This window comes from Nocardia farcinica (genome assembly GCF_029867845.1).
Lineage (GTDB): Bacteria > Actinomycetota > Actinomycetes > Mycobacteriales > Mycobacteriaceae > Nocardia > Nocardia farcinica_A.
In genome coordinates, this window is sequence record NZ_JARWRU010000961.1 from 1 (window position 1) to 4910 (window position 4910).

A 4910-nucleotide genomic window follows, 5' to 3' on the forward strand; every position below is an offset into this window, starting at 1 on the left:
CCTTCTTGGTGGCTTAGATCAGGTGGCGCGCGCGCTCGCTCGCGCCGCCGCCGGGGATCGATTCGCCGTATGGGGTGTGGGCGCCGTGGCCGGCGTCCGGCGGCAGCGCGGACGCCGGGTTGCAGATGGGGTCCTGCGGCACGCAGTACTGCGCGGTCTGCCCGGTGTAGGGCTCGGGCACCACGTCGTTGTAGGCGTGGATCGGGCTGGCGAACAGCAGGACGGCCGCGATGCGCGGAGCCAGCAGCGGGGGGATCACCGCCGCGGGCGGGGCGTCGTCGCTGGGCATGCCGAGGGCGTTGGAGAGCACCTCGGCGCCTTGGGAGTAGCCGGCGAGGACGAATCGCGCCGCGGGACATTCGATGGCGCGCAGGACGAGGTGGGCGACGAGATCGACGGCGCCGATCGCGCGGGAGCGGGGACCGGTGCTGTCGGCGGGGTAGGACACGTTGTAGAGGGTCCAGTTCAGGTCAGGGCGGGCGGCGCGGACGGCGGCATCGAGGGGTCTGCCGACGGTCGGGTCGTCGACCGACGCCCAGTGGGGCGCGACGGGCCGGGAGATGTCGGTGCCGCGCACCATGATCAGCTCCGCGTCGCCACAGGGCGAAGCCGAGGCCGCCGGGGCCTGAGCCACGATCCCGATGCCGGTCAGCACGATCGCGAGGAGGGCGGCGATGCCGGTCTTCATCAGGGTCATGGCTCCTCCGTGTCGTCCAGCCGGAAGGAGGGCCGTGGGGTGTCCCGTCGCCCGGCCGTCTCCGGCGCTGTCGCGGTCCGGGCGGCGCCCGCACGATGACCATGGTGGCATGCCCGCTGGCCGTCGATGCGCGAGATCGCGCAAGAGCGAAGCGGTTGCTACTGCGCCGACCGCCGCTCCAGCGCGTCCAGGATGATGTCGAGCCCTTCGTCGAACTGGGCCGAGAAGGAATAGGTTCCCGCGCCGGTGAGGTGCCGCACGAACTCGGTGAGGTGGGGATGCCGGGCCATCGCGGGCAGCATGCCGGCGGCGAGGTCGGCGGCATCGGCACCGCTCGCCGGGTCGAAGGGCAGGTTGCGTTCGGTGAGGACGAATCCGTAGACGTAGGCGTCGATCACCGAGAACGCCTGCGCGACGAGGTCGAGGGAGAATCCGCCGCGCCGCATGCAGCCGATGACCGCGTCGTGGTGCCTGAGCAACGCGGGGCCGGGATGGGCCCGGGAGTCGATGAGCGTCAGCGCCCACGGATGCGCCGACATGACCGCTCGCGCCGAAGCCGACCGCACCCGCAGCCCCTCACGCCAGCCCATGTCCGGCTCCGGCAACCGGATCTGGGCGAACACCCAGTCCACCAGCGCGTCCAGCAGTGCGTCCTTGTTGGCGACGTGGTGATACAGCGACATCGCCTCGACCCCGAGCTCCTTGCCGACGTTGCGCATGCTGATCGCCGCGTATCCGCCCGCGTCCGCGACCCGCACCGCGGCCTCGACGATGCGCTCCCTGGTGAGCGGTTGCCGGGCAACCATGCCGCCTCCCTTGCCTCCTTACGGCCGTAAGGGTACCTTATCGGCAACCTCGGACTTACAGGCGTAAGGGAAGCGATGAACACCCATATGAGCGCGGCGACCGTCGATCGATACGGCCCGCCGGAGACCGTCGGCATCACCACCGTGCCCATCCCGGCACCCGGCCGAGACGATGTCCTCGTCGAAGTCGAAGCCACCTCGGTGAATTCGGGCGACGCGCGCATCCGTGCCGGCCGATTCCCGCGCGGCTTCGGCCTGCTCGGCAAACTCGGCCTCGGCCTGCGCGGACCACGCCGCCATGTGCTCGGCGTCGTCTTCTCGGGCACCGTCGCACAGGTGGGGGAGCGGGTCACCGGCATCACGGTCGGCGATGCGGTCGCCGGCATGACCGGGGCCCGATTCGGCGCGCACGCCCAATACCTCGCCGTGCCCGCCACCAGGCTCACGCCCCTCCCCGCCGGCGTCGCTCATCCGGCGGCGGCAGGCGCGCTCTTCGGCGGCAGCACCGCCCTGCACTACCTGCGCGACCGCGCGAAACTCCGTGCCGGGCAGACGGTCCTGGTGAACGGCGCCTCCGGGTCGGTCGGATCGGCGGCAGTGCAGCTGGCCGTCCACTTCGGAGCCGACGTCACCGCGGTGAGCAGCGAACCCAACCACGACCTGGTGCGCCGTCTCGGCGCCGCAACGGTGATCGACTACCGGCGGACACCGATCACCGAACTCGACCGGCGCTTCGACGTCGTCTTCGACGCCGTCGGCAACCTCACCCGCGCCGACGGACTCCGCCTCGCCGGGCCGCGTGGCGTGCTGATCCTCGCCGTGGCGGGCCTCGCCGACACCATCACCGCTCGCGGACGCGTGATCGCCGGAGCGGTACCCGAACGCCGGGAGAACCTCGCGGTGCTGCTCGACCTCGTCGCGAGGGGGGAATTCGATCCACTGGTGGAGATCGTCGGCGGCATGCAAGCGCTCCCCGAAGCGCACCGGCGGGTCGACAGCGGCCGCAAGGTCGGCAATCTCGTCATCCTGCCGCACCAGTCGGCCGCAATGGGATCGCAGTGATCCGGTCGCCCGGATTCCGTTGTCAACGCGAGCGATTCGTGCGGAGCAGCACCATGGGCAGGGTGTGGACCGGTTCGCCGGTGGCGCGCTCGATGGTCGCCCTGAGGTTCTTCCACGCGCGCGGATGGGCGGCGACGTACCGCGCGAGGGCGTCGCGGGACTGCTGATCGGTCATCGGGGTCGCGGTCGCGGGCAGACCTCGATGTGTGCCGATCCACACCCGAACCTTCGGCTGCGCGCGGATATTGCGGTACCACTGGGCGCGCTCCCCGAACCCGGAAACGATCACGTATTCGTCCGGGGCGGGGTGATCGACCACCTCGAGGACGACATGGCGCAGAGCGCCGGAGCGGCGGCCGGTGTGTTCGAGCATGAGCAGACGCGAGCCGAACACCCGGCCCCATCCGGCGCGATAGACACCGATCGGCGCTCGCACCAGCGTGCGGGTGCGCAGGGCGCGTGCGCCGATCGCGGCGCCGATCTCGGACAGGGACATCGGCGACTCCTCTCCGAGCCGGATGACGAGGGCCACGGTCGGCGCGAGGCGACTTCCGCGCCGCGGCGACACCCATCCTATCGGCGGGCGATCCGGCCGGCTCCCGACGCGCGCTCGGTCAGGCGGTGGCGCGACGACGCTCGGCCTGCCCCCCGAGGGCCCACGCCGCGGCGGCGGCCGCCAGGAACGACAGCAGCGACGCGCTCATCCACGGCTGCGCGGTGAAGTGCAGCCACTGCTGCACCCGCACCCAGGCATCGGTCCACACCCCGGCGTCACCCGGGTTGATCAGCTGATAGACCGACAGGCCGAGCAGCCAGGCCACGATCATGCTCCATCGCGACGGCGCGTCGGCGTCGGTGTTCCACTCGCCCCGGGCGCGCAGGAAGAAGTCGGCGACAAGGACGCCGAGCAGCGGCACGAAAACCGAGCCGATGAGGCCGAGGAAGCCGAAGTAGTCGTCCATGTCCAGCCACAGCGCGAGCAGGGTGATGAACACGCCCAAGCCGACCGACAGCACGCGCCGGTCCGTCCGGGGTGCGAGGTTCTGGATGGAGACAGCCGTGGAATAGACGTTGGCGAAGGACTGGTCGGCCTCGCGCACGACCAGGATCAGGAAGAACGCCGCGCCGAGCGTCACCGTCAGGAACGGGCCGTAGGCGCCCTCGCCCGCGGCCAGGGCGAGGGCGAACAGGCCGAGGATGTAGGCGAGGATCTGGGTGAGCGCGTAGGCGCCGCTCGCCGCGCCGAACGCCGCGCCCGTGCCGCGCGAGTAGCGGGTGTAGTCGGCCGCGACCGGCACCCAGGAGATCGACACCGCCAGCGCCGCGTCGGTGGCGATCCAGAACAGACTCCAGTCCGAACCGAACGGGCCCGACCCGCCGGGGCCGGGGTCGGTGGTCAGATCGGGCAGGCCCGCCCGGAAGAACTGCACGTAGAACCAGAGCAGCGCGATCGCCACGCCGACGGTGACGAAGCGCCGCAACACACGCACCGAACCCAGCGGCCAGATGGTGAGCACTGTGGTCAGCACGCCCGCCACCACCACATACAGCCAGTGCGGCCCGCCACCGAACAACTCCTCGGCCGCGTCGGCGATCACGATCAACTCGAAAGTGCCCCACCCGACCAACTGGGCGATGTTCAACACCGTCGGCACATAGCTCGGCTTCGCGCCGAACAACCCGCGCAACAACATCATCGCCGGCTTGCCGGTGCGTGCGCCCGGGATCGCCGAGAGCCCGAGCATGAGCCCGCCGACCACCGTGCCCACGATCATCGCGACGACGCCCGCCGCGATGGAGATCCGCGCCGCGCCCTCGGTGTCCGGCGCGAGCAGCGTGTACGCCCCCGAGAAGGCGAACAGGCTCACGCCGAGGTTGGCCCAGAACGCGCTCTGATCCCAGAACGACAGCACCCTGGGCGCCGGTTCGTCGAGGGTGAGCGGCGCCTCGTTTCCGCCCGTGCCGACAGTGGACGCCATGCCGCTACCTACTCCCTACGCCGGCATTACCCGGACAGGTTCAGCGGTCGGCGCACTCGGGCGCACCCTCTCAGCCCGGCCGTTCTCCGAGCTCCCGCGGTGATCTGACCGGCGAATAGTACACCCGTACCGGTAGGGGCACATCCCGTCGCGTCTCGGCGGCCGCGGCGCACACCGACCCGGAAACAGCGGCCGGGGCCGGGATGGTCGTTCGCGGCGCGTCAGGCTCGGAGGACTTCAGTTGTCTCCGGTTTCTCCGGCGAATTCGCGTGTGACCGTGCCGAAGCGGTCGACCGGGAACCCGTCGGCTGGGCAACCGCCTGTCACGCGGCGCGGTGGGTTTCGGCCCGAGGGCGGGCATTGTTC

At 71.0% G+C, this 4910-nt stretch carries 5 protein-coding genes and 1 riboswitch; of the genes, 1 reads left to right on the forward strand and 4 read right to left on the reverse strand.

What is annotated here, in order from left to right; genetic code table 11:
- Positions 1-13 precede the first annotated feature (13 nt).
- Positions 14-697, reverse strand: a complete 684-nt coding sequence (locus QH283_RS21175; protein ID WP_280504719.1) for a cutinase family protein — start codon at positions 695-697, stop codon at positions 14-16.
- A 158-nt stretch (positions 698-855) separates the two neighbouring features.
- Positions 856-1503: a TetR/AcrR family transcriptional regulator gene (locus QH283_RS21180; RefSeq protein WP_280504720.1), complete on the reverse strand. Its 648-nt coding sequence runs from the start codon at positions 1501-1503 to the stop codon at positions 856-858.
- Between the two features lie 87 nt (positions 1504-1590).
- Here QH283_RS21180 and QH283_RS21185 point away from each other — a divergent pair, with 87 nt between their 5' ends.
- Complete coding sequence (locus tag QH283_RS21185) at positions 1591-2565, forward strand: NAD(P)-dependent alcohol dehydrogenase (RefSeq protein WP_280504721.1); 975 nt, start codon at positions 1591-1593, stop codon at positions 2563-2565.
- A gap of 22 nt (positions 2566-2587) precedes the next feature.
- On the opposite strand, the gene QH283_RS21190 is transcribed toward QH283_RS21185, so the two are convergent.
- The gene (locus QH283_RS21190) at positions 2588-3061 is read right to left on the reverse strand and encodes a nitroreductase family deazaflavin-dependent oxidoreductase (RefSeq protein WP_280504722.1); all 474 of its coding nucleotides are present in this window, start codon (positions 3059-3061) and stop codon (positions 2588-2590) included.
- Positions 3062-3179: 118 nt separating this feature from the next.
- Positions 3180-4544 carry a purine-cytosine permease family protein gene (locus tag QH283_RS21195; RefSeq protein WP_280504723.1) on the reverse strand — a complete coding sequence of 455 codons (1365 nt, stop codon included), beginning with the start codon at positions 4542-4544 and terminating at the stop codon, positions 3180-3182.
- A riboswitch (TPP riboswitch) is annotated at positions 4540-4652 on the reverse strand. It overlaps the preceding gene by 5 nt.
- Positions 4653-4910 lie beyond the last annotated feature (258 nt).